Origin of the sequence: Pseudohalioglobus lutimaris (assembly GCF_002866825.1) — a bacterium.
Taxonomy (GTDB): Bacteria; Pseudomonadota; Gammaproteobacteria; order Pseudomonadales; family Halieaceae; genus Halioglobus; species Halioglobus lutimaris.
The window spans coordinates 64,872-88,041 of sequence record NZ_PKUS01000025.1 but is presented as its reverse complement, the minus strand read 5'-3'; the positions used below and the strand labels follow the sequence as shown (position 1 = coordinate 88,041).

General features: G+C 58.8%; 17 protein-coding genes. 8 read left to right on the top strand and 9 right to left on the bottom strand.

Annotation, left to right across the window (positions count from 1 at the left end):
- The coding region (locus C0039_RS16105) for an IS256 family transposase (protein WP_101518665.1) at window positions 1-1,119 on the top strand (1,119 nt) is incomplete at its 5' end.
- Window positions 1,120-1,199: 80 nt separating this feature from the next.
- Here the strand turns inward: C0039_RS16105 and C0039_RS16100 are convergent.
- Window positions 1,200-1,931: a hypothetical protein gene (locus C0039_RS16100; RefSeq protein ID WP_133126036.1), complete on the bottom strand. Its 732-nt coding sequence runs from the start codon at window positions 1,929-1,931 to the stop codon at window positions 1,200-1,202.
- A 268-nt stretch (window positions 1,932-2,199) separates the two neighbouring features.
- On the opposite strand from C0039_RS16100, the gene glsA reads away from it, so the two are divergent.
- The gene (gene glsA, locus C0039_RS16095; RefSeq protein WP_084179559.1) at window positions 2,200-3,222 is read left to right on the top strand and encodes a glutaminase A; all 1,023 of its coding nucleotides are present in this window, start codon (window positions 2,200-2,202) and stop codon (window positions 3,220-3,222) included.
- 78 nt (window positions 3,223-3,300) lie between these two features.
- Here glsA and C0039_RS16090 read toward each other — a convergent pair whose 3' ends face one another.
- From C0039_RS16090 to C0039_RS16065, 6 genes are all read right to left on the bottom strand, one after another.
- The gene (locus C0039_RS16090; protein ID WP_076000149.1) at window positions 3,301-5,448 is read right to left on the bottom strand and encodes a 3-hydroxyacyl-CoA dehydrogenase NAD-binding domain-containing protein; all 2,148 of its coding nucleotides are present in this window, start codon (window positions 5,446-5,448) and stop codon (window positions 3,301-3,303) included.
- A gap of 30 nt (window positions 5,449-5,478) precedes the next feature.
- Window positions 5,479-6,687, bottom strand: coding sequence for an acetyl-CoA C-acetyltransferase (locus tag C0039_RS16085; RefSeq protein ID WP_076000148.1), 1,209 nt, complete (start codon window positions 6,685-6,687; stop codon window positions 5,479-5,481).
- A 193-nt stretch (window positions 6,688-6,880) separates the two neighbouring features.
- A complete protein-coding gene (locus tag C0039_RS16080; RefSeq protein ID WP_076000147.1) occupies window positions 6,881-7,864 on the bottom strand; it encodes a zinc-dependent alcohol dehydrogenase family protein in 984 nt (327 codons plus the stop codon).
- Between the two features lie 43 nt (window positions 7,865-7,907).
- Window positions 7,908-10,961 (bottom strand): efflux RND transporter permease subunit, encoded by a 3,054-nt coding sequence (locus tag C0039_RS16075; protein WP_076000146.1) that lies wholly within the window; start codon window positions 10,959-10,961, stop codon window positions 7,908-7,910.
- 27 nt (window positions 10,962-10,988) lie between these two features.
- Window positions 10,989-12,131, bottom strand: coding sequence for an efflux RND transporter periplasmic adaptor subunit (locus C0039_RS16070; protein ID WP_076000145.1), 1,143 nt, complete (start codon window positions 12,129-12,131; stop codon window positions 10,989-10,991).
- Window positions 12,132-12,202: 71 nt separating this feature from the next.
- The gene (locus C0039_RS16065) at window positions 12,203-12,742 is read right to left on the bottom strand and encodes a nuclear transport factor 2 family protein (RefSeq protein ID WP_207796473.1); all 540 of its coding nucleotides are present in this window, start codon (window positions 12,740-12,742) and stop codon (window positions 12,203-12,205) included.
- Between the two features lie 89 nt (window positions 12,743-12,831).
- Here C0039_RS16065 and C0039_RS16060 point away from each other — a divergent pair, with 89 nt between their 5' ends.
- Window positions 12,832-14,415 carry a phospholipase D family protein gene (locus C0039_RS16060; protein WP_101518662.1) on the top strand — a complete coding sequence of 528 codons (1,584 nt, stop codon included), beginning with the start codon at window positions 12,832-12,834 and terminating at the stop codon, window positions 14,413-14,415.
- 272 nt (window positions 14,416-14,687) lie between these two features.
- On the opposite strand, the gene C0039_RS16055 is transcribed toward C0039_RS16060, so the two are convergent.
- Window positions 14,688-15,356, bottom strand: coding sequence for a TSCPD domain-containing protein (locus C0039_RS16055; RefSeq protein ID WP_076002251.1), 669 nt, complete (start codon window positions 15,354-15,356; stop codon window positions 14,688-14,690).
- A gap of 143 nt (window positions 15,357-15,499) precedes the next feature.
- Window positions 15,500-17,644: an adenosylcobalamin-dependent ribonucleoside-diphosphate reductase gene (locus tag C0039_RS16050; RefSeq protein ID WP_232334947.1), complete on the bottom strand. Its 2,145-nt coding sequence runs from the start codon at window positions 17,642-17,644 to the stop codon at window positions 15,500-15,502.
- A gap of 399 nt (window positions 17,645-18,043) precedes the next feature.
- Here C0039_RS16050 and C0039_RS16045 point away from each other — a divergent pair, with 399 nt between their 5' ends.
- From C0039_RS16045 to C0039_RS16025, 5 genes are all read left to right on the top strand, one after another.
- Window positions 18,044-18,370 (top strand): YbjQ family protein, encoded by a 327-nt coding sequence (locus C0039_RS16045; RefSeq protein ID WP_076002249.1) that lies wholly within the window; start codon window positions 18,044-18,046, stop codon window positions 18,368-18,370.
- Between the two features lie 5 nt (window positions 18,371-18,375).
- A complete protein-coding gene (locus tag C0039_RS16040) occupies window positions 18,376-18,837 on the top strand; it encodes a YbjQ family protein (RefSeq protein WP_101518661.1) in 462 nt (153 codons plus the stop codon).
- Between the two features lie 6 nt (window positions 18,838-18,843).
- Window positions 18,844-19,716: a M48 family metallopeptidase gene (locus tag C0039_RS16035; protein WP_101518660.1), complete on the top strand. Its 873-nt coding sequence runs from the start codon at window positions 18,844-18,846 to the stop codon at window positions 19,714-19,716.
- A 177-nt stretch (window positions 19,717-19,893) separates the two neighbouring features.
- Complete coding sequence (locus C0039_RS16030) at window positions 19,894-21,150, top strand: valine--pyruvate transaminase (protein ID WP_076000140.1); 1,257 nt, start codon at window positions 19,894-19,896, stop codon at window positions 21,148-21,150.
- An 81-nt stretch (window positions 21,151-21,231) separates the two neighbouring features.
- On the top strand, window positions 21,232-23,139 hold the full coding sequence (locus C0039_RS16025) for an AsmA family protein (RefSeq protein ID WP_101518659.1): 1,908 nt from the start codon (window positions 21,232-21,234) through the stop codon (window positions 23,137-23,139).
- Window positions 23,140-23,170 lie beyond the last annotated feature (31 nt).

Genomic DNA, 23,170 nt, shown 5'->3' with positions numbered 1-23,170 from the left:
CCGCTGATCAAGAAACTCACCGAGGCGGCCCTGGAGGCGGAGCTGGATTCCCATCTGGCTGAAGACGTCGTCCCCAACCGCAAAAACGGCAAGACAAAGAAAACGGTAAAAAGTACTGCCGGCCCCTTCGATCTTGAGACACCCCGCGACCGGGCCGGGAGCTTCGAGCCGCAACTGATCAAGAAGCACCAAACCTCGGTCAATGACGAGATCGAAGCGAAGATCCTGTCCATGTACGGTCTGGGCATGAGCTACCGGGATATCGCCACCCAGGTCGAAGATCTGTACGGCATCAAGGTCTCTACAGCGGCGCTGAGCGCGATTACCGACAAGATCATAGCCGAGGTCAGGGAGTGGCAGCAGCGCCCCCTGGAGACTCTGTACCCCTTCGTCTGGCTCGATGCGATCCACTACAAGGTCAAGGACAACGGGCGCTACCAGAGCAAAGCGGTGTACACGGTTCTGGCCGTCAATCTGGAGGGCAAAAAGGAAATTCTCGGCCTGTACCTGTCGGAGAGCGAGGGCGCCAATTTCTGGCTCTCGGTGCTGACCGATCTCAAAAACCGCGGCGTAGGAGACATACTGATCGCCAGCGTGGATGGCCTGACCGGCTTCCCGGAAGCCATCGCCACGATTTACCCGGACACCGAAGTGCAGCTCTGCATTGTCCACCAGGTCCGCAACTCGCTGAAGTATGTGGCCTCAAAGAACCAGAAAGCGTTCATGGTCGATTTGAAGCGGGTTTACCGGGCCACCACTAAAGACGCTGCGGAGCAGGCCCTGGATGAACTGGAATCCCGCTGGGGCGATCTCTATCCCATCGTGATCAAATCCTGGCGCACGAAGTGGGACAATCTGTCCGCCTACTTCAAGTATCCCCCGGATATCCGCCGGGTGATCTACACGACGAATTCCATTGAGGCTGTGCATCGCCAGTTCCGGAAACTGACCAAGACGAAAGGCGGCTTCCCGAACGAGGACAGCCTATTGAAACTGCTTTACCTGGGCGTTCAAAATGCCAGCAAGAAATGGACGATGCCGATTCAGAGCTGGAATATCACGCTGTCCCAGTTGGCCATCTTCTTCGAAGGCCGACTCGACGCCGTGCGGGATCTGTGATCAGATGACTAACGAGGAATTACTGTGACACAGAATTCTGAACACTCCCCAGGAGTGACCGACTTTACGGCTCTTGCATATCAATCCCCATTGCCCACATCTTCCTCTTCGTCAGCATCCGCGTCATTGGGATCTTTATTCTTTCCCTTGGCTTTGCCGTTGTTTGATTTCTCCCCGGAATCGTTCTCTTTCTCCAGCCTCAGATTCAGCCGGGTAAAAGACTCGCCGAATACCATTCCTTCAACCAGTGTAGCTATCCCCAGTTCCTCAGTAAGAAACGTTGCCGCTTCTTCGGTAAGCATCAGGTTGGCTTTGCGCAACTGAACACGACTGCCAGCGACAATAACCTCCAGGTCAGCGCCAGCAGGAACAAACAAATCGATACGACCGGTCAAGTTGCCATCCACTCCCGCAAGAGCGGTGATCACTGTTGCTGTTTCTGCCTCGGATGACCCATCTACGGGCTCAACCAGGACATCATTCCTGACCGTCTCTACTCTGAAGTTTTGCAGTGACACAACCTTGGCTTGCTCAAAGCAGGACAGGTTTATACCGCCCTTGTGATCGATTTCCCCGACCAGTCCCTCCAGATCCAGAGCGCCACCTGCAACCGGGAAGCGCAAACGATCGTCATCGGGTTTTACCGTTCCAGGTTTGACTCGCTCAAGCACGCAACCACCCAGGGCATCTATCACTTCTGCAGAGGGGATTATGGAAGATTGTCCGCCCTTTATCTGGGCCGTCGGTGCTGCCAGGCTGGTGGCGGAGGCCAGGCCCAGAACGAGTAAAAGTGCAGTGGGTAAAGATCTCATGATTGCCTCTGGCATATGCCTCCGGCTGGAGGCGTTATTTTTGACGTTGATTAACGGCAGTGTCTGCCAACATCAATGGGATGTCCAATCACTCAACGGCATAACAAGACATTCGTTCAAGTTATATCAACTCTCCATGCTCAACGGACCACGGGGAGCGCTCCCGATAGATCGCTTTCTCCTGCCCCCCGATTCGGTACCTGACCATTCTCGCAGGGTGGGCTACACTAGAGCCAACAACCCCCCCTGGAAATGGAGAACCACCGATATGCCAACGAAGATCCGGCAAGCCGTTACCGCCCTGCTTTGCTCTGCACTATTGGGCGCCGGTGCTGCACAGGCTGCACCCATTGCAGACGCCGACTACCAACGAGTAGTCGACGAGGCCTACGCTAAATTCAAAGGCGTGGATGAAGGCGCCAACGCGGACTATATTCCCATTCTGGCCACTGTACCCAGTGAGATGTTCGGCGTGGTGATTGTCACCCGCGAGGGCAAGGTGTTCTCAGCCGGGGAAATGGACTATGAGTTTTCGATTCAGTCAGTATCGAAGCCATTCACCGCTTCGCTGATCATGGCCGAACAGGGCCCCAGGGTGCTGCGCGAGAAAATCGGCGTGGAGCCCACCGGCCTGCCCTTCAACTCGAAAATGGCCCTGGAAATATACCCGGAGCGTTCGGTTAATCCGCTGGTAAATGCGGGCGCCATCGCCGCCGTGAGCCTGGTGGAGGCAAAATCCGAGAAGGAGCGCTGGAACAAGGTACTGAACAATATCGAGGCCTACGCGGGGCGCGACCTGAAGGTACTCAAAGAAGTCTATACCTCTGAGTATGAAAGCGCCTGGAGCAATCGCGGCATCGCCAACCTGCTGTATAACTACGAACGCCTTTACAGTGACCCGGAAGAGGCCCTGCGCGTGTATACCCGTCAGTGCTCCATTGGCATTAACACCCGGGACCTGGGCATGATGGGCGCCACCCTGGCAAATGAAGGCGTCAACCCGGTGACCGGCAAGAAGGTACTGGACAAGGAAGACGTACCCGAGCTACTGGCGATCATGGCGAGCGCAGGCTTCTACGATGAGTCCGGCGAATGGATGTACCGCGCCGGTCTGCCTGCCAAGACAGGCGTGGGCGGTGGCATTGTCGCGGTGGTACCGGGTAAGTTTGCAATTGCCACCTTCTCACCACCGCTGAACCCGGCGGGAAACAGCGTACGCGGATTAATGGCGATCAGTCACATCGCAGGTGAATTGGGCGTGGGCCTTTACGGACCCAACACCGAGGAATGATGCCATAGCCAAGGCGCGACAGGCTCTCTGACTCGCCGCCAGAGCGGAGGTGGTTTCCCACCTCCGCGCGGGTGAGGGTTAGTCGAACTGCGCGCCTGCGGCCAGCTTCTCACCAACGATAGCCGGCGCCTTGAAGCGCTCACCATAAGTCGTCGCCAGTTCGTCGCAGCGATCTATGAAGCGCTGTAAGCCGTAGGTGTTAACGAACTGGATGAAACCACCCGTCCACACCGGCGCACCGATACCCATGATCGAACCGATGTTGCCATCCTGGACGCTGCGCAACACACCTCCTTCCAGGCACCGCAAAGCCTCGATCACCTGCCGAAACAGCAAGCGGTCCTTGATGTCCCGTTGGGGCACATCGACCTCGGGCTTGTAGTACAGGTCCAGCAGCTGTGGCCAGATGCTGCGCGAGCCATCCTCGGCATAGTCATAGAAACCACCGCCATGGAAACGCCCGCCGCGGTGATGTTCATCTACCATCGTGGCGATGATGCCGCGACCCACGCTGCCGTCGCCCCATTGGTCAAGCACACCCAGCTCTGCATGTGTTGCGCCAGCCTTCTTGGTCAGTTCCAGGCTCACCTCGTCGTGCACCTGTAGCGGACCTACCGGCATACCAATACCCTTGCCGAGGTTATCGATTTCCGCCGGGTGTACACCCTCGTTGAGCAGTTGCATACCCTCGTCCAGGTAAGTACCGAAGGTCCTGGAGGTGAAGAAGCCCAGGGAGTCGTTTACCACTATAGGCGTCTTGCGAATCTGGCGGGTATAGTCGAAGGCTTTCGCCAGTGCCACATCCGATGTCTGTTCACCACAGATAATCTCCACAAGAGGCATTTTGTCCACCGGCGAGAAGAAATGGATACCGATGAAGTTCTCAGGATTGTCTGCGGCCTCGGCCAATTGCGTGATCGGCAAGGTGGAGGTATTCGAACCCCAGATACCGCCCTCGGCCATATAGCCCTGCATCTCTTTGGTGATCTGGTGCTTCAGTTCCATGTTCTCGAACACAGCCTCAATCACCAGGTCACAACCCTGCAGGTCTGCCGCGTCGGCGGTGGGCTTGATCAGGCCAAGAATGCCGTCCATCTTCGCCTGGTCCATGCGCCCACGTTCCACACGCTTGGCCAGCAACTTTTCACTGTAGGCCTTGCCCTTGTCAGCCGCTTCCTGGCTGATGTCCTTGAGCACGACTTCGATACCGGCCATCGCCGACACGTAGGCTATACCCTGCCCCATCATGCCGGCGCCGAGAATGCCGACCTTCTTCGTCTGCTGCGGCTCAACGTCCTGCGGGCGGCTGGCGCCACCGTTAACCTTGTTCATACCGAAGAAAAAGGTACTGATCTGGTTCTTGGCTTGTGGTGTGACCACCAGGTGGGCCAGCCCACGGGACTCGACCACCAGGGCGGTGTCCAAATCGAGGCGCGCCGCTTCGATGGCACAGTCGAGTATCTTCGTCGGGGCCGGCAGCAGGTCACGGGTTTTCTGGTAGAGCATGGCCGGAGCCACAGAAATCAACTGCGCGTTGGCAGGATGCGACGCACTGCCACCGGGAATCTTGAAGCCTTTTACATCCCAGGGTTGCACAGCAGCGGCTTCGTTGTCCTTGTTCTCCAGGATCCAGGCCTTGGCTCGGGGTACCAGTTCCTCCGCGGTGTCCACAGTCTCGTGGATCATGCCGGCCGCCAGTGCTTTTTCGGGTGTCACCCGCGTACCTTCAAGCAGGTAGGGTAATGCTGTCTGCAGGCCCAACAGGTTGACCATACGCACTACGCCCCCACCGCCGGGAAGCAGGCCCAGCGATACTTCAGGCAGGCCCAACTGCACGCTACGATCGTTCCAGGCAATGCGGTGATTACAGGACAGGCAAATTTCAAAGCCTCCGCCCAGGGCGGCACCATTGATCGCGGCGACTACCGGCACCGGCAATTTCTCCAGTGCACGCAATTCGCCCTTGGTGCGGTGCATTATCTCCATAAAACCGGGAATATCTTCCTCGGTAGTGGCCAGTAATTCATGCAGGTTACCGCCGGCGAAGAAGACTTTTTTGGCAGAGGCCAGTACCACGCCGGTCAGGCCTTCTTCCTGCTGCAGTTTTTGCACGGTCTGGGCCATGCATTCGCGGTACTCCTCGTTCATGGAGTTCACCGGACCGTCCATGTCCATGGTGACGGTGACAATGCCGTCTGCGTCTTTGTCGTAATTAAATCCACTCATATTCTGGTTCCTTAATTCTGTGCTGCCGCTTTAAACGCGCTCGATGATGGTGGAGATGCCCATGCCGCCGCCCACACACAGTGACAGCATGGCGCGCTTCAGCTTGCGACGTTCCAGTTCGTCCAGCATGGTGCTGACCAGCATCGCGCCGGTGGCACCCAGCGGGTGACCCATGGCAATCGCGCCGCCGTTAACGTTAGTTATGTCGTGCTCAACACCCAGGTCTTTCATGTAGCGCATGGCCACCGAGGCGAACGCCTCGTTGATCTCCCACAGGTCGATGTCCGACTTGTTCAGGCCCGCGACTTTCAGGCACTTCTCGGCGGCAGGGCCGGGGCCGGTCAGCATGATAATCGGGTCGGTAGACAGCACCGAGGTGGCAACGATACGACCGCGTGGGGTCAAACCCAGGTCCTTGCCCGCCTGCTCGGAGCCGATCAGCACGGCAGCGGAGCCGTCGACGATGCCGGATGAGTTGCCCGGCGTGTGCACGTGGTTGATTTTTTCAAGATCGCTGTACTTGGACAGCACCATATCGTCAAAACCCATACCACCCATCATTTCGAAAGAAGCGCGCAGGCCGGCAAGGGCCTCCATGGTGGTGTTGGGTTTGATGAAATCGTCCTTTTCCAGAACCACCTGGCCGTTGAGATCCTTCACCGGCACCACGGAGCGGTCGAAATAACCGCTGTCGCGGGCGTGCGCAGCGCGCTTTTGCGACTCCATGGCATAGGCGTCAACATCTTCACGGCTCCAGCCCTCGATCGTGGCGATGGTGTCAGCGCCTATGCCCTGGGGCACAAACCTGGTCTTCATGCTGAAGGCCGCATCGCCACCCATGGCACCACCGTTGGAACCCATGGGCACACGGGACATACATTCCACGCCGCCAGCAACAATGAGTTGATGCCAGCCGGAAGCCACCTTGGCCGCGGCGCTGTTCACCGCCTCCAGGCCGGAAGCACAGAAGCGATCAAGCTGCACGCCGGCAACTGACTCGTCCCAATCCGCGTTCTGCACAATCATCTTGGCGACGTCAGAGCCCTGCTCGCCTACCGGGGTCACGCAACCCATGATCACGTCATCCACGTAGGAGGTATCCAGGTTGTGGCGGCTTTGCAGCTCCCGCAACAGGCCTGCGCCCAGGTCCACGGGCTTCACTTCGTACAGGCTGCCACCCGCCTTGCCCTTGCTGCGCGGGGTGCGCAGGGCGTCATAGATGTATGCGTTGTTGCTCATTGGAACTCCTTCAAGCGGTAAAAACAGGGGCCAGATAATGGCCCGTGCACCCACCCGGAAACAATGACCGCAGCAATGCCGGAAATTGACCAAAGCTTACAAGGAGGATGCGCGAAAGGCCCAGCTGCGGGCTATTGACGCGGCGAATCAACGCGGCGCAGGGCGATACCGGCCCGGGGACTGTGGCTTGTGGTCAGGGCACCAGCACTGCGGCTCCACTGAAGCGCCCTTCGCGCAGGTCGTCCAGCGCCTCATTGGCCTGCTCCAGAGGATAGCGGTGCACGGTAGTCTCGATCGGGATACTGGCCGCGAGCGGCAGGAACTCCTCTCCGTCGCGCCGGGTAAGGTTGGCCACGGAGACCACTTCACGCTCACCCCACAGGATCTCGTAGGGAAACGAGGGTATATCAGACATGTGTATACCGGCGCAGACCACCCGACCGCCGCGACGCACCGCCCTCAGGGCCTGCGGTACCAGCTCGCCGGCCGGGGCAAAGATAATCGCGCCCTCCAGCGGCTCTGCAGCGTCCATAGTAGAGTCGCCCGCCCACGCTGCGCCCAACTGCAGGGCAAACGCCTGCGCCTCGGTATCGCCCTCACGGGTGAAGGCAAAAACGCGCTGGCCGCGATGCCGTGCCACCTGGATGAGGATATGTGCGGCGGCGCCAAAGCCATACAGACCGATGGTTGCGCAGTGCTCCACCAGCCTGTACGAGCGGTAACCGATCAGGCCGGCACAGAGTAGCGGCGCGGCCTGAATGTCGGTGTAGCCCTGCGGAATGGGAAAACAGTAGCGGGCGTCCGCCACCGTGTACTCGGCGAAGCCGCCGTTGATCTGGTAGCCGGTATAGCGCGCTTCATCGCAGAGATTTTCTTTACCATGGCGACAATACCAGCACTGGGCGCAGCTGCCGCCCAGCCAGGGCACGCCTACCCGCGCGCCAATGGCGAAGCCATCCACTCCCTCGCCCAGCGCCGTAACCTCCCCCACTATCTGGTGACCGGGAATCAGCGGCAGGACCGGCTCGCGCAGGTCACCGTCTACCACGTGCAGGTCAGTACGGCAGATGCCGCAAGCGGTAACCCGCAACTGTAACTGCCCGGGTCCCGCCTCTGGCTGCGGCACATCGCGCAGCTCCAGCGGCCGACCGAGGGCTTCAAAGATCATCGCTTTCATGCAGGCCTCCCGTATATCCCTTCTGGTGCGGGTGGTGGGCGGGCTAGTCGCCGCTGCTTTCTTCGGGCCGGTGAATGCCGAAGAAAACAGCGTATAGCGTGGGTACCACCGTCAGTGTCAGCAGCGAGGCAAAGCCCAGACCCGCCATAATCGTCACCGACATATTCACGAAAAACACATCCGCCAACAAGGGTATCAAACCGAGAATGGTGGTGGCTGCCGCCAGCATCACCGGGCGCATGCGGCTTACCGAGGAGTCGAGAATGGCCTGGTAGGGTTCCTTGTCCTCGCCTATCTGCTGGTCAATCTCGTCGATCAGCACAATGGCGTTCTTGATCAGCAAACCCACCAGTGACAGCGCCCCCAGTAGCGACATGAAGTCAAAAGCCCCGCCGGTGAGCAACAGGCCAGCGGTAATACCTACAATAGCCAGCGGTACAGTCGACCAGATGATCGCCGGTTGCCGCAACCTCCCAAACAAAAAGATGCTGGTGATGATCATCAATAGAAGGCCCACAGGCAGTGACTTCACCAGCCCGGTCTGCGCATTGCGGCTGTCCTCAAACTCTCCGCCCCACTCCAGGTGGTAGCCCGCAGGCAGCTCGATCGCCTCGATCTGCGCCTGCAGGCGCAGCAGCAATGGAGTGGCTATGCCGTCTACCGGGTTACAGGAAGCGATAATGGTCTGAATACGATCGCGCCCGCGGATCGCTGCGTTCTCCATACGTGTTTCGTACGCGGAAACCACCTGCGATGCGGGCACTGAACGGCCCAGCACCGGGCTCCAGACCTGGATGTCACGAACATTGTCGATGTCTCCGCGCTCTTCCTCAGGCGCGCGCAATTCAATCGGCAGCAACCGGGTGCCATCGCGGTATACGCCCACGCGCGCGCCTTCAAAGGCGTAGCGCAATGCATCCCCCAGTGTCTCGCGATCCACGCCCAACTGCCGGCCTACCTGCTCATTGAAAACCGGCACAGCTACCTTTACCGGGGAGCGCCAGTCGTCGCGAACATCGACCGCATAACCGTCCTCGCGCATGATGCGCTGTGCCTCTACGGAAAGCCGCCTCAGCACCTCTTCATCCGGCCCGGAGAAACGCGCCTCAATCTTGGCGTCTCGCCCCGGCCCTATGCGCATGGGCTTGAGGATGGGGTCAATCGACGGCATCTGCTGCTGTAAGTAGTCCCGCGTCGCCTGCGTCACGGCATCAAGCTGCTCACGCGTTTCCGTACGCACAATAATCTGCCCGTAGACCGGCGTCGGTTCTTTGGCATCATAGACAAGGGTAAAGCGCTGGTGCGGCCCGCCGACAACTGAAGCGGTCTGCACGACACCGGGTTGCTGACGAATAAACTCACTTACTCGCAGGGTATGGTCCCGGGTGGTGCGAATGTCGGCGCCTTCAGGCTCCCAGATGTCAACAAACAGCATAGGCGTACTGGAGTCGGGAAAGAACCCGCTCTTCACATTGCCAAATCCAATAACGGCGGCGACAAACAGCAGCACCACAGCGGCCAGCGTCGTTCGCCGATGGTCCACAGCCGTCGCGACCAGCTTGCGGTAAACACGAAACACGCGGCCGCTATAGGGGTCCTTGTCTGCGGTATCCGGGTCCGGTTTCAACAACAGTGCGCATAATAGCGGTGTAGCGGTAATTGCCGTCAGCCAACTGAGCGAGAGGGAAATCAGGATGACGTAAAACAAAGAACTGGCAAACTCACCGGTATTGTCCGGCGACAGACCGATGGCGGAAAACGCGAGTATGCCAATCACGGTACCGCCCAGCAGCGCCCACATGGTTTTGCCCACTGCTTCGCGCGCTGCCTGCTCCGGGCTCTTGCCGGCATTCATGCGCACCAGCATCCCTTCGGCAACGACGATGGCGTTGTCAACGAGCATGCCCAGCGCGATCACCAGTGCTCCCAGGGAGATGCGCTGCAGCTCGATATTGTATATATGCATAATCAGCAGCGTGCCCGCCACGGTGATCAGCAAAACAGCGCCGATAACAATGCCGGTACGCAACCCCATGAACACCAGCAACACGGCAATGACGATAGCAACCGCCTGCCCCACACTCACCAGGAACCCCCCCACGGAACGGCGGACCTCCCGGGGCTGGTCATAGACTTTGGACAGTTCTATCCCCACCGGAATTTCCGGTAGCAGGGCCTGCAGCTTGCGATCGATGCGCTTACCCACGGCGACCACGTTCTCGCCGTTGGTCATGGAAACGCCGACACTCAGGCCAGGCTTACCGTTAACAAAGTACATTTTATTGGGCACGGTCTCATACGACCGTGTGATGCTGGCGATATCCGACAGCCGGATTAACCGGCGCTCACTGGAGCTGATCAGCACATCACCCATTTCCTGCGCTGACTTGAAGGCGCCGGTAGGGCTGAAGCGCAAATAGTCATCGCCCACCTGCACATTCCCGGCATTGACCACCACATTCTGGGAGCCCAACACGTCTGCGATCTGCTCCAGGGATATACCCAGTTCAGCGAGCCGGCTGCGCGAAATATCCAGGTAGACGACCTCGCGTTGCTCGCCGTCGATCTCCACCTTGCGCACGCCGTCCACCAGCACCAGTTGTTTCTTGATCACATCAGCAGTGTCGTACAGGTCTCGCCAGGTATAACCTTCCCCGTTCAGGACCAGGTAGACCCCATACACATCACCGAAGTCGTCGAGCACTATCGGCTCGCTGGCGCCTGGCGGCAAGGACGACCTGGCATCGGCAATCTTGCGTCGCAACTCGTCAAAAATGTTGGGCAGGTCCTCGGCCTGGTACTCGTCCCTGAATTCGATAAGGATGTCGGACAGGCCGGGCCGCGATACCGACATCTTGATACGCTTGATCTGCGGCATCCGCTGGATGGCATCTTCCAGGTGATAAGTGAGCTCCTCCTGCACCTCTCGCGCGCTGGCTCCGGGATAGGGCGTGAGTATCTTGGCCATTTTGAGCGTAAACGGCGGGTCTTCGAGCTTGCCCATGCCCTGGAACGCCCAGATGCCACCGCCGACCATCATTATTATCAGTAGCCATGCCACGACAGGCGTGCGGACTGAGTATTCACCGATATTCATAGGCGATATTCCTGTCTCGACATGCGCTTAAAGCGGATCATCAGCGCGCGGGACAGCCTGTTCGCTCAACGACAATCGCGTCACCTTCATACCCTCGGCAAGATACGGGGCGCCCACTGCCACCACCTCTTCGCCGCCCTCCAGGCCGGACACTATCTCGATAGAGCGTCCGGACATGCGCCCGATCTCCACCGGCCGCGCCGACACGGTCATCGTTTCAGCATCGAGCACCCAGACCCGTGGTTCCAGGCCGCTGTCGCCCTGCACTGCCCTGGCGGGCACCCACTTGACGGCGTCGCGGTCGACAACCCCGCTCAGGTCCAGCACCACGGTCGCCGTCATTCCCGGCAGCACGTTGAATTCCTTCGGGGCGTCCATCGTAAACGTTACGCGAAAGGTCTGTGTCTGGTCATCGGCCTTGGTGGCTATTTCCTTGGGACGCAGGGGGTAGTCGCGACCGCCGCGACCGTCGAACTGGGCATGGGCGCGAATACCGCCCGCCGTCGCGCTGCGGCGCAGATCGGTGTGAGGGCCGGCCTCGCTGCGCACACTGCGCACTACCGATTCCGGGAGGTTGATAATCACGTCCAGCTCATCGATATTCTGCAGCCAGATAACCGTTTGCCGGGCCAGGACCTCTTCAAAGTTTTCCACGCTGCGGGCAGCGATACGACCCGTGAAGGGCGCAGAGAGCACCGTATATTCGACGTCCTGTTCCGCCGCGCTCAGGGCAGCCGAGGCGGTGCGAAAGTCAGCCTCCATGCGGTCGAAGTCAATACGCGAGATATTGCCGTCGACGATCAATTCCTTGCCGCGCTCAAAATTGCGCCTGGCATTGTCATAGTTTGCCCTTCTGTCCTCCAACACTATCTCGTAGTCGGTGGGGTCAAGTCGCGCCAGAACCTGGCCCTTTTCAACCAGGTCGCCTTCTTTAACCAACACCTCCTGCAACTGCCCGCCAACGCGAAACCCCAGCTCAGCGCGCTGGGTTGCATCCACCCGACCGGGGAACGTGCGAATAGCATCACTGGAGCCGCCACCCACCGTGAACAACTTCACCGGACGGGACGCGGGCGGCGGCGCCTGGGGTGTTTCCTGGCCGCACCCGGCGAGCAGCAGGGGAAAGATCAACAAGAAGGCCGAAGCGGCTCTGACTGAAAAGCTGGGCATGAACACTGACTCAACGAGAACGACTGCCCGATAATAGCACCAAATATCTCCCCAAAGAGATACCGCCAACGCTATCCCGCTAATGAGCGCGCTGCGGTCGAAACCTGCAACGAACCGGACTTATAGATGCAGTGCATCACGGTACGGTATTCGGTGCGGGATCCACTAATCTTCCAATCCCCGTCAATACGTCGGTATTCATCGTAATAGAGCGCAGAGAGCAAGGTCAGGGTCTGGTCCTGCGTATTGATATTACGGTAGTTAAGCGACCAGACACCACGGGCGTGATCCGCGTCCAGAATCTCAATCTCGGGGTTGGCGCAATGGTGCATATCCAGCACGTGATCGTGACAGCCGCGCGGTACAAATATGCCATCAACAAACTCATCGCGGTTGGCGCACTGACCAAAATAGGACATATCGATCTTCACCTCTCCCTCGGCGAAACACGCCCTCACCGCCTCCGGGTCCTGGCGGTCACAGGCGTTAAGGTAGCGCGCTTTGAGCTGGCAGATTTCCTCGCGCGCGCGCAAACGCATTAGCTCACCTTCGATTACTTCAAGTCGCTGCTCAACGGTCATCACCTGGCCTCCAGAAAGAGTACTGAACATGGACAATAACCGGCTTGATTGCAAGTCACCACGTGTAGCGGGATTACAGCTATACTTGCTGAAAATCCAAACAGCTGAAACCTTACAGAATGCAAACACTTTCCTTTGCCAGCAGGTCCCGGGCACACCATAAAATACAGCGGCTATTGATAGTTTCCCTGTTACTGTTTGTCACAGCCTGCGGCACGCTCCCCAAGGATGCCACCAGGGAACCCAGCTATGCGCTGGTACCTGGCGAGAAATCAACGCTGGCCGCCAATCTGGCACCGCTGCTCGCGCAGCATGAGGGCAAGTCCGGCTTTCGCCCCATAGCACAGGGGGAAATGGCGTTTACGGCGCGAGCGCAACTCGCAATGGCGGCACAGGAGAGTATTGATATCCAATACTACATCTGGCACCTGGATCTCACCGGCAGGGTAATATACGAATCACTGCTGCTGGCGGCAGATCGCGGTGTGCGCGTACGCCTGCTGCTGGACGACATGGACACAGCGGGCAAAGACGACTTCCTGCGCAACATCGATCATCACCCGAACATTGAAATCAGACTCTTCAACCCCTTTGCCAATCGCAACCTGCGCGCGGGCGATTTCCTTCTGGACACATGGCGGGTGAACCGCCGTATGCACAACAAGACCTTCACGGCGGACAACTCCGCGACTATCTTTGGCGGCCGTAACATAGGCGACGAGTACTTTGATGCGACCGAAGCCGTCTCCTTCGGTGATATGGATGCGCTGGGTGTTGGCCCCGTCGCCCGAGACGTCTCCAACCAGTTCGACCTCTACTGGAACAGTAAGTATGTCTACCCACTGGCCTCATTCAAGTGGAAAGCGCCGGTCAGTGACGACGACTACAGGGCCTTCCGCAAGTCGTCGGCAGATTACCTGGAGCAGGCGAGAAAGACTCGCTACGCACGGATCCTGCGTGATGTAGAACTGGCGAAGGTGGAGCGCATCTCGGAAGTCGACTACGTCTGGTCAGACTGGGTTCTGGGCTTTGACGATCCGAGCGCCATTGAAATGAACGAAATGACGCTGGACACGCACCTGGCCCTGAAACTGCTCAAGGCCATGGAACAGACCAAAGAAGACTTGCTAATCGTGTCCCCCTACTTCGTGCCCGGAGAGAAATTCACCCAATTCCTTAACGAACTGGAGGCAAAAGGCGTACGCGTGCGCATACTCACCAACTCCCTGCAGGCAAACGATGTCTCCATGGTTCACGCCGGGTACATGCGCTATCGCGAGGACCTGGTGAGAGGGGGCGTTGAGCTTTATGAGTATCGAGCCACTTCCAACAAAGCCAGAAGAAAGCTGAAGCGCGAGCGTATAGACGTGGAGAAAACCAGCCTGCACGCCAAGTTTTTCACCGTGGACGAAACCTTTCTATTCGTCGGGTCCTTTAACCTCGACGGACGCTCAGCAAAACTCAATACCGAGCTTGGGGCCTACTTTGCCGCCCCAGTGCAGGCCGCCACACTGTCAGATAACTTCGACCAACTGATGCGAGAAGTCGCCTACCGGGTCGTCATCAACGATGATGGCGACCTGGAGTGGGTGGGGGAAAATGACGGACAGGAGATTCGTCTGGATCGCGAGCCGGATACAAGCTGGTGGAAGCGCTTCAGCACGCAGGTGCTGTCGGTGTTTGTACCGGAGTCGCAGTTGTAAGGCGGGCTTCAGGAAAGGAACGAAATAACGACGCGCTGAAATCCCGCGGGATTCTGGAACAAGAGAGCGTGCCCTGCTCGCGACGTCTCAAAGGTGGCGAGACACGGTGCCTGTATTGTCAAATAAAGAGGCTGCTACTGTCGCCGGCTCGCAGCCTTTTGCCGTTTACTCAGCAAAAACAAAAAAGCCCCCGGATGCTGGGCATTCGAGGGCTGGATAAAACTACAGGGCGAAGGGGTCACCGCTCCACCGGCTTTACTTTCCCGCCGACTTCATCCGCACTTGGAGTCACCACAGTTCAGGCAGGTCAGGCAGCCGTCCATCATGATCGCGGCCTTCACGCTACACTTGCGACACAGTTCTGAGCTGACGGGGAACTCGCTGCTGCCGCCATCGTCGCCGGTTTTCGCTGCGTACTCTGCCTTCTTTTCATCAAGAATCTTTTTCTGGTGATCGCTCAGGCCGGGCTGCTCCAGCAGGCCAATGTTCTGCAGGTGATCCTCAATCGCCCAACCAATCTCGGCGACCAGCGAGGGCATAAAGCGGCCGCCGGACTTGAAGTAGCCGCCCTGTGGGTCAAATACCGCTTTCAACTCTTCCACCAGGAAAGTGCAGTCACCGCCTTTGCGGAATACAGCAGAGATAACGCGGGTCAGGGCAACGATCCATTGGAAGTGGTCCATATTCTTCGAGTTGATGAATATCTCGAAGGGACGACGCAATTCGTGGTCTGTGCCCGGATTCAGAATAATGTCATTGATAGTCAGGTACAGGGCATGATCCGAAAGCGGCGTCTTGATCTTGTAGGTGGCGCCCTCCAACTGCTCGGGTCGCGACACCTTCTCGTGCATCTGCACGATATTGCTTTCGATTTCCTGCTGTTTCTCTTCCTCGGTCTTCACCTGGAAGCCGACGATTTTCTTATCGATTTTCTTGCTCATGTTTGCTTTACCCTCAAACGGGAACCTTTTCCCATTGTCAATTCCGCGTAGGCGGTGGTCCGCCATTGCCAAATCCAGTTTACGTTTGAACTTCTCACAACCCCCGTATGGACCCCGCTCTGGCGGGGGCACCGGGGAATAGTTTAAAACTTACCGTAATACCCTTCTTTCAGCGCGTCGAAGAGATTGGCTGCCGTGTGCATTTCTCCGTCGTACTCCACTTCCTCGTTACCCTTCAGCTCCATGGTGGAACCGTCCTCGAGGGTAAACACATACAGCGTGTTCTCCAGGTCCTCTTCCTTGACCAGCACGCCCTGGAAGGCCTCCGGGTTGAAGCGGAAGGTAGTACAGCCCTTCAATCCCTGCTCCGCAGCATACAGGTAGGTGTCCTTGAACTGGTCGTAGGCGAAGTCGGTAGGCACGTTGATCGTCTTGGAGATAGAAGAGTCCACCCACTTCTGGGCCGCCGCCTGCACGTCCACGTGCTGCCGGGGTGTCACTGTGTCAGCGGCAATAAAGTAATCCGGCAGCACCTCGCCCTCCTCCTGGGAGAACGGCATCGCCTGCGGGTTAATCAGTTCGCGGTAGGCCAGCAGTTCATAGGAGAACACATCGACCTTCTCCTTGGACTTCTTCCCCTCCCGAATCACGTTGCGGCTGTAGTGATGTGCGAAGCTGGGCTCGATACCATTACTGGCGTTATTGGCCAGCGACAGGGAGATAGTGCCGGTAGGCGCGATAGAGGAATGGTGAGTGAAACGCGCACCCTCCTGGATAATCGACGACACCAGTTCCGGTTCTTCCTGGGCCAGCGTCTGCATGTAATGGCTGTACTTCCCAAGCAAAATTCTCCCGGGGACCTTGTCGCCGACCTTGATACCGTCAGCGGCCATCTCGGGACGACGACGCAACATTTCGCCGGTGACCTCAAAGTCCTGGCTCATTATGGGCGCAGGGCCTTTCTCACGCGCCAGCTCCAGGCCGACTTTCCAGCCAGAGACAGCCATTTCTCTGGCCACGCGATCAGTGAAGGCCAGTGAATCTTTTTCGCCATACTTCATACGCAGCATGGCCATGGTGGAGCCCAGCCCGAGGAAGCCCATACCGTGCCTACGCTTACTGGTGATTTCGTCCCGCTGCTGAGGTAGCGGCAGGCCGTTGATCTCCACCACGTTGTCCAGCATGCGTGTGAACACGGCGACGACCTCGCAGTATTCTTCCCAGTCAAAATAGGCATTCTCGGTGAAAGGCTCCCTGACGAAGCGCGTCAGGTTGACGGAGCCCAGCAGACAGCTTCCGTAGGGCGGCAGCGGTTGCTCACCACAGGGGTTGGTTGCGCGCACATTTTCGCAGAACCAGTTGTTGTTCTTTTCATTAACCTCGTCAATGAGAATAAAACCCGGTTCGGCGTAATCGTAGGTGGAGCTCATGATCGCGTTCCACAGTTTAGTGGCGCGAACGCGCTGGTACACACGACAGGCCACGCGGCCCTTGTCGTCGCTGACGTAATTCTCGGTGACCGGGAACGGGCGCCAGATGATTTCCATCTCCGGGTCCAGGTCACGGTTGGCGTACTCTTTTGGTGTTACCGGGAAGGACAGCGCCCACTCGGCATCCTCACGTACGGCCTTGATGAAGTCCTCGGTGATCAGCAGGGACAGGTTGAACTGGCGCAGGCGACCGTCTTCACGCTTGGCTTTCACGAAGTCGAACACATCCGGATGGTGTACGTCGAACGTCGCCATCTGCGCGCCGCGTCGGCCGCCGGCTGAGGAGACGGTGAAACACATCTTGTCGAAGATATCCATGAAGGACATCGGACCGGAGGTGTAGGCGCCCGCACCGGACACAAAGGCCCCGCGGGGGCGCAGGGTGGAGAATTCATAGCCGATGCCGCAGCCCGCTTTGAGGGTCAGGCCGGCTTCAAGGTTACGCTGGAGGATGCCGTCCATGGAGTCGGTGATGATGCCGGACACGGTACAGTTGATGGTGGACGTGGAAGGCTTGTGCTCCTGCGCACCGGCATTGGAGACAATACGACCGGCCGGGATAGCACCCCTTTTCAGGGCCCAGACGAAACGCTGTTCCCACTCCTGGCGGTTGCTTTCATCCTCTACTTCGGCCAGAGCCCGGGCGACCCGGTAGTAGGTACCATCAATGTCCCCATCGACGGGTATACCCTGGCTGTCTTTGAGTCGATATTTCTTATCCCAGATGTCCAGGGATGCGCTCTGTAGTTCGATACTGATGCCGCGAACGGTAGTGTCCTGCTTGGCTGCTGGTTCCAAAATCTGCCCCTTGTACGTCAGAAATGCGACCGAAAGACGGCCGCGAAGCTTGTTGTTAGTAGGCGTATTTATACCTACATATCGGCAGAACCTCAACGCCGGGACACAATATATTGTGAAATTTTTGTTTTCACCGCGCTTTGCCAACACCACACACAGCGACTTTGCTGGCCACGGAAACGACGTTTCCAGCCTGAGCCGGAATGACCCGCCGGGCACCGATCCAGTCCCCGACTGGGGCCGGGGGTAATTGAGCGCTCACCAGCCTGGCCCCTGGCGGTGACCGTGAGTCGTATTCGGCAATCGTGAACTGGTGCGCAGGTCAGCAACATCGGTTTCCCCCCTGTGCACCCACCACGTATGATCGCAGACATCAAAACGCCCTGCGGAGACCCATTCATGCTGATCAGCAACATTGAAATCATTCCCAACATGCGCGTGGTGCGCCATCTCGGGCTGGTCCAGGGCAGCACCGTGCGCGCCAAGCACGCCGGCAAGGACATCATGGCAAGCTTCAAGAACATCTTCGGTGGTGAACTGGGCGCCTACACGGAGCTGTTGCAGGAATCGCGCGACCAGGCGGTGGCAAGAATGTCTGAACAAGCCCAGGCCATTGGCGCCAACGCGGTGATCAATGTGCGTTTTTCCACCTCGGCCATCGCTGCCGGCGCCTCCGAGATTCTCGCCTACGGCACCGCGGTGGAAGTGATCGAGACCGGGAAATAGCCACCGTGGAAGTCCTGTTTCAACTGGCAATATTTTTCATCCTGCTGGCACTTGGCTACCTGTTCGGGCGCCGTGCGGAAAGCAAACACTATCAACAAATATTCGCGCGCGAGGACCAGCTGCGCCACATCGTGGTACTGAACCAACGCTTCCCACCCCCGGGCATGCTCGCGCACCGCACTGATATGGTCTGCGGCAATGTAGTGATATCGGTGGACTACTTCAAAACCGTTGTTGCCAGCCTGCGCAACCTGGTGGGGGGCAATATCAGCGCCTACGAGTCACTGCTGGATCGCGCCCGACGCGAGGCAGTGCTGCGCATGCAGGAGCAGGCATCACTGCGCGGGGCCGAGACCGTGATCAACCTGAAATTTGAAACTGCCCGCGTCTCCGGCAATGCTGGCAGGGCCATTGGTTCGGTAGAGGTGCTGGCTTACGGCACTGCACTGATCGGGCCCGGAAAGTAAGCGGTCATGTCACTGCCCCGCGGGAACCCGCGCATCCCGGAGGGCATCAATGCCAGAAATACGCACCCCATGCGGGAATTCCTGGTGCTTGCAGCCGGCGTCAGCGCTGGCCTGGTTGCCCTGGTATTCGCCCTGAGCCTGGCGGTAAGGTTAATGGCGCCACATAGTCCCTTCGCCTGGGAGCTGGCCGCCGCACCCGCGCTGGAGTCTCTCACCGATGAAAACAGTGAGCCGCAAGCCGCAGCCAGCGACGCACTGCAGGAGCTGGGGAAGGCGCTGCTCGCGAGCAGCCTGACGGTGCCTATAGAGGGGAAAGATCCTCAAAGCATAGTGCCGGCAGAGGACTTTCGTTTTGCACTGCTGGGCCTGGACATTCCCAACGCGTTTGCCACCCTGGGCGCACAGATCGCGGTTAGCGAAACCCTGCTGTCGCACGTGGAAAGCGAAAATGGCCTGGCAATGGTACTGGCTCACGAGATTGCGCATGTGCAGTTACGCCATCCCATCGAAGCGGCCAGCCGCGGCATGGTGGTGCAGATCGCCCTGGCGACCATTCTAGGCAATAACGCCAACGGCCTGCTCGGCGGCAGCCTGGGCGCCGGCAGCATGCTGACCCTGCTCAGTTTCAATCGTGAAATGGAACTACAGGCAGACCGCCGCGCACTGGCGATTGTCCGCTCTCACTATGGGCACCTTGGCGGGGCCGACGAGTTCTTTCGCAATATAGCCAGTGACCCGGACAGCACAACCTGGCTGGAGTTCACGCAGACCCACCCCAGTACCCAACGGCGCCTCCAGCTGATCCAGACCGCGATGAAAAGGGATACGACTACGCTGACCACGCAACCCATGGCCGACGCCCTGCAACGCTCAGGTTGAGCTGGCCACAGCAGGGCAATGCTCGCCGCTGACGTGTTCATTACCGTTGCGGCAGTGGCGCGGCGCCTCTCTCATGTATGTATGCTTTCCATTGCGACAGGATTCTGAGCATATACACTCACTGTACACAGGGCTACTATAGCGGCCCGCCTAAATTCCAGACTTTGGTGAGACATCTTGAAACTCTCAGCTTTCGGCCAGAAATTCGCCGGCAAATCCGGCATCGTCGAGCTCATGGACGATCTCGGGAACGCGCTTAACGAAAACCCGGAAATGATTTTCATGGGCGGCGGCAATCCCGGCCGCCTGCCTGAGGTAGAAGCCATTTTTCAGCAGCGGCTGGAGACTGTCATGGCGGACCCGGCCCAGCGTCACAGCCTGTTCGGCATTTACCAGTCTCCACAGGGGGACCGGCAGTTCCGCCAGCAGGTAGCGGGGTTCCTGCACCAGCAGTTTGGCTGGGCGGTGGGTGAGCAGAACGTCGCCGTCAGTAACGGCAGCCAGTCGGCGTTCTTTGTGCTGTTTAATATGCTCGCCGGCGCCATGCCCGGGGGCGACTCGCGGGCGATTCACCTGCCCCTGGCGCCCGAGTACATCGGTTACGCCGACACCGGTCTGGGTGACAATTTTTTCACCGCCACCCGGCCCAGCATCGAACAACTGGACGATCATCTGTTCAAATACCATGTCGACTTTTCTCAACTTGATCCCGGCACAGAAACCGCGGCCTTATGCGTTTCACGCCCCACTAACCCCACGGGCAACGTGCTGACCGACGAGGAAGTCGCGCATCTCGACGAGATAGCCCGGGACCGGGACATACCGCTGATTATCGATGGAGCCTACGGGCTGCCCTTCCCCAACATCCTGTTCACCGAGGCCACACCTCACTGGAACGAAAACACCATACTGGTGCTGAGCCTGTCCAAGCTGGGCCTGCCCGGCGTGCGCACCGGCATCGTGGTCGCGCGGGAAGAAATCATACAGGCCTTTACCCATGCCAATACTATCGTCAGCCTCGCCTGCGGCACGCTGGGCCCGGCGCTGGCGAGGGCCCTGTTCGACACCGGCGAGATACTGAGCCTCACCCGCGACTACGTGACGCCATTTTACCGCGAGCGCTCACAGCAGGCGGTGGCCTGGTTCCGGGAGGAGCTGGGCGATCTTCCCTGGCACGTGCATAAACCCGAGGGCGCCATCTTCCTGTGGCTGTGGTTCGACGGACTCCCGATCAGCAGCCAGCAGCTCTATGAACGCCTCAAGCACCGCGGTGTACTGATCGTGCCGGGGCACAATTTCTTTGTCGGCATGGAGGACAACTGGCCTCACAGCCAGGAGTGTATCCGTGTGTCCTACGCCCAGGACCGATCGCGCGTGCGCGAGGGCATCCGTATCATCGCCGAGGAAGTAAAGCGCGCCTACGCAGGCAGCTGATCCAATATTCTGGCGAACCTGTTCTATTATTATCGGTCTCAGCTGTACCACTGCGTTGACCATTAATCATAAGGATGAAAAATGCCACGTATTCTGCTCTACCTGATCGCCATTCCCCTCATCATCGTTATCGCCGCAGCGGTCCTGGTCCCCCTGTTGCTGGACAAGGAAAAAATTCTCGAGTTGGCGGCGGCCGAAGTTAACAAGCAAACCGGCGCCACGCTGCGAGTCGAGGGAGAGTCCAGTCTCAGCATTCTTCCCGTGCTCGGCGTCAAACTGGAGCAGGTTTACGTCGATATGCCTGACGAGGGGCAGGGCAGCCTGGAGGCACGCGCACTGGAGATTGGTGTGCAGCTTATGCCTCTGCTTTCAGGACAGGTGGCCATCGACACCATCGCCATGGACGGCGTGGTCGCACGGCTGGTCACCGCACCTGACCCGGAACCGCTGGACACCAGCAAGATGGACGATGCCCAGTTGCAGGCCTTCTATGCAAAACGCCAGGCTGAACGCGAGGCAGCCGGCAAGTCGGCGGGCACCGAAGCAGCACTGGCCGTACCTTTGGCACTGGAAGTCGCCGACCTGCGTATCACTGACTCACGCGTGGAAATGACGGAAGCAGGCGGCGATACCAGCGTCATTGTCATCCACACACTCCGAGGCCAGGGCCTCAACCTCGACGGTCGCGCCATGCCACTGGAGGCGGCCATTCAATTGCCCGGAGAGACGCCCACCGACATCCTGCTCACTGGCAGCGTCACCCTGAGCCAGCAGACGCAACTGCTGGGCATTGAAACCATGGAGGTGGAAGTGAACGGCGTGCTGGCGGAGACCATCACATTGTCTACTTCCGGCGAAGTTGATATCAATCGCCAGGTGGCTGACCTGCAGTTATTGGCCAATATTGCCGACACGCGTGCGCAAGGCAAGGTGCGCTACGCCAGTTTCGAGAGCCCGCAGATCGACGCTGATTTGCACCTCAACCAGTTTACCCCCGCACTGCTGGCCCTGGCCGGCGCCGATGCTGCGGCAGCCGATGCTGCGGCAGCCGACGCTGCGGCAGCCGAAGCAGGTAGCGAAAACGAGAAGTCCGACGGCGACGCAGACGTACCGCTGCCACTGGACGCGCTCAGGGTAATGGATACCCGTGCGAGCCTGTTCATCGACGAGGTGGTCTGGGGTGCGCATCGGGTGACCGACCTGAAAGCCAGGCTGCGCGTGGTGAATGGTGCTGCGATTCTACCGACGGTCACTGGCCTGGTGCATGGCGGCAAGCTGGATATGAAAGCCAACCTGAATGCCAAGCACAGCCTGGCAAGGCTCAATACCCAGGGCACCCTCAGCGATGTCGATATCAGCCAGGCTCTGGCCGCTGCCGAGGTGGAACCACTGCTCAGCGGCACCGCGAACCTCAACTGGAAACTACATGCCCAGGGTAATAGCAGCAACGCATTGACCAGCACGCTGCGCGGCCCCATAGACCTGCAGACCCAGGATGCCGTACTGGGTGAAATCGGCGTAGAGAAGATGCTCTGCGAAGCTGTGGCACTGGTGAACCAGGAAGCATTGAGTGCGGAATTCCCGTCCGAAAGCCGCTTCGAAGCGCTCTCCGTCAAGATCGTAATGGGTGAAGGTAAGGCCATGCTGCAACCGCTGACCGCCAGGCTCCCGGACGTGCGCCTGCTCGGCAAGGGCGCTCTGGACATCAACAGCATGGATTTTGAGACAACGTTCAAGGCGACCCTGTCATCGGGGCTGGAGAAGCTGGACCCCGCCTGTCGCGTCAACCAACGCATTACCGAGATTGACTGGCCTGTGGTGTGCTCGGGCAACGTTACCGGTGAACCTGCCAAGTGGTGCAAGGTCGACACCAGCGCTATTGTGGGCGATATGGCGGAGAATGAACTCAAGCGAAAAGCGCAGGAGGAAGTAGAGGAGAAATTCGGCAAGGAAGCGGGCGATGCGCTGAAGAAATTCCTAGGGAAATGAGCAGGGGGGGGATGCGGTGAAGAATGCCTTT